Source organism: Micromonospora maritima (assembly GCF_902825405.1).
Taxonomy (GTDB): domain Bacteria; phylum Actinomycetota; class Actinomycetes; order Mycobacteriales; family Micromonosporaceae; genus Micromonospora; species Micromonospora maritima.
Genome location: NZ_CADEAU010000752.1, coordinates 1 through 1,944 on the forward strand (window position 1 = coordinate 1; position 1,944 = coordinate 1,944).

Consider the following 1,944-nt stretch of genomic DNA (forward strand, 5'->3'; position numbering starts at 1 on the left):
CGGAGAACACGTAGGCGACCCGGGGGCGGGCGGTCACCGCGCCGGTCACCAGCGCCGGGGAGTCGTCGCCCCGGTGCAGGGCGCGCAGTCCGGCGCGCAGCGTGCGCCGGTCGGTGGCGAGCACCACCGCGCGGTGTTCCAGCGCGGCCCGGGACACGGCGGAGGTCCAGCCGACGTCGACAAGCGGCGGGGCCTGCGGGCCGGCGAGCCGGTCGGCCCACGGCTGCGCCTGGGCGGCCAGCGATGCGGCGGTACGGGCGGAGAGCAGCACCGGCACCACCGGCGGGTCCACCGGTTCGCCGTCCGGGACGGGCGGCTCGGGGGCCTGTTCGAGGATGGTGTGGGCGTTGGTGCCGCTGATGCCGAACGAGGAGACGGCGGCGCGGCGCGGGCGGCCGGTCAGCGGCCAGGGCCGGCCCTCCGTGAGCAGGTCGACCGCGCCGGTGCCCCAGTCCACCTGGTCGCTGGGGGCGTCCACGTGCAGGGTGGGCGGCAGGTAGCCGTGGCGCAGCGCGAGGATCATCTTGATCACGCCGGCGACGCCGGCGGCGGCCTGGGTGTGGCCGATGTTCGACTTGATCGAGCCGAGCAGCAGCGGCCGGTCCGCCGGCCGGCCCTGCCCGTACGTGGCGAGGAGCGCCTGGGCCTCGATCGGGTCGCCGAGCCGGGTGCCGGTGCCGTGGGCCTCCACCGCGTCGACGTCGCCGGCGTCGAGGCGGGCGTTGGCCAGCGCGGCGCGGATGACCCGCTGCTGGGCCGGTCCGTTGGGGGCGGTGAGGCCGTTGGAGGCGCCGTCCTGGTTGACCGCGCTGCCCCGGATCACCGCGAGCACCGGGTGGCCGTTGCGGCGGGCGTCGCTGAGCCGTTCGACGAGCAGCACGCCGACGCCCTCGCCCCAGCTGGTGCCGTCGGCGCCGGCGGCGAACGCCTTGACCCGGCTGTCCGGAGCCAGGCCGCGCTGCCGGCTGAACCCGACGAACACGCCGGGGGTGGCCATCACGGTGACGCCGGCGACAAGCGCCAGGGAGCACTCGGCGGCGCGCAGCGCCTGCCCGGCCCAGTGCAGCGCGACGAGCGACGACGAGCAGGCGGTGTCCACCGACACGGCCGGCCCCTCCAGCCCGAGCGTGTACGACACCCGGCCGGACAGGACGCTGCCGGCGTTGCCGGTCATCAGGTGCCCCTCGGCGCCCTCGGCGGTGAGCATGAGGTTGCGGTAGTCCTGGTAGTTGGTGCCGACGAAGACGCCGGTGGGGCTGCCGCGCAGCACCTGCGGGTCGATGCCGGCCCGCTCGATCGCCTCCCACGAGGTCTCCAGCAGCAACCGCTGCTGCGGGTCCATGGCCAGCGCCTCGCGGGGGCTGATGCCGAAGAAGCCGGGGTCGAAGTCGGCCACGTCGGGCAGGAAGCCGCCCTGCCGGGCGTAGCTGGTGCCCTCCACGGCGGGGTCGGCGTCGAAGAGCCGCTCCAGGTCCCAGCCCCGGTCGGTGGGGAAGTCGCCGATCGCGTCGCCGCCGGCGGCGAGCAGTTGCCACAGCCGCTCCGGGTCGTCCGCGCCGCCGGGGAAGCGGCAGCTCATCGCGACGACGGCCAGCGGCTCGTCGGGGGTGGCCACGGCGGTCGGTCCGTCGACGACCGCGCCGGCACCGGTGAGCAGCTCGTCGAGGTGTCCGGCGAGCACGGCCGGGTTCGGGTAGTCGAACGCGAGCGTGGCGGGCAGCCGCAGGTCGGTGGCGGTGGCGAGGAGGTTGCGCAGGTCGACGGCGGTCAGCGAGTCCAGGCCGAGGTCGCGGAAGGGCCGGTTGACTCCGACGTCGTCGGCGGAGCCGTAGCCGAGCGCGCTGGCGGCACACTGGCGGACCAGGTCGCGCAGCGTCTCGGTCCGTTCGGCGGCGGACCGGCCGGCGAGCTGCCGGGCCAGCGCCGAGCCGGGCTCGCCTGCCG

At 76.5% G+C, this 1,944-nt stretch carries 1 protein-coding gene; it reads right to left on the minus strand.

The annotated features are described in order from the left end of the window. A partial coding sequence (locus HUW36_RS31895; protein WP_246248425.1) for a type I polyketide synthase occupies nt 1–1,944 on the minus strand: 1,944 nt, incomplete at both ends.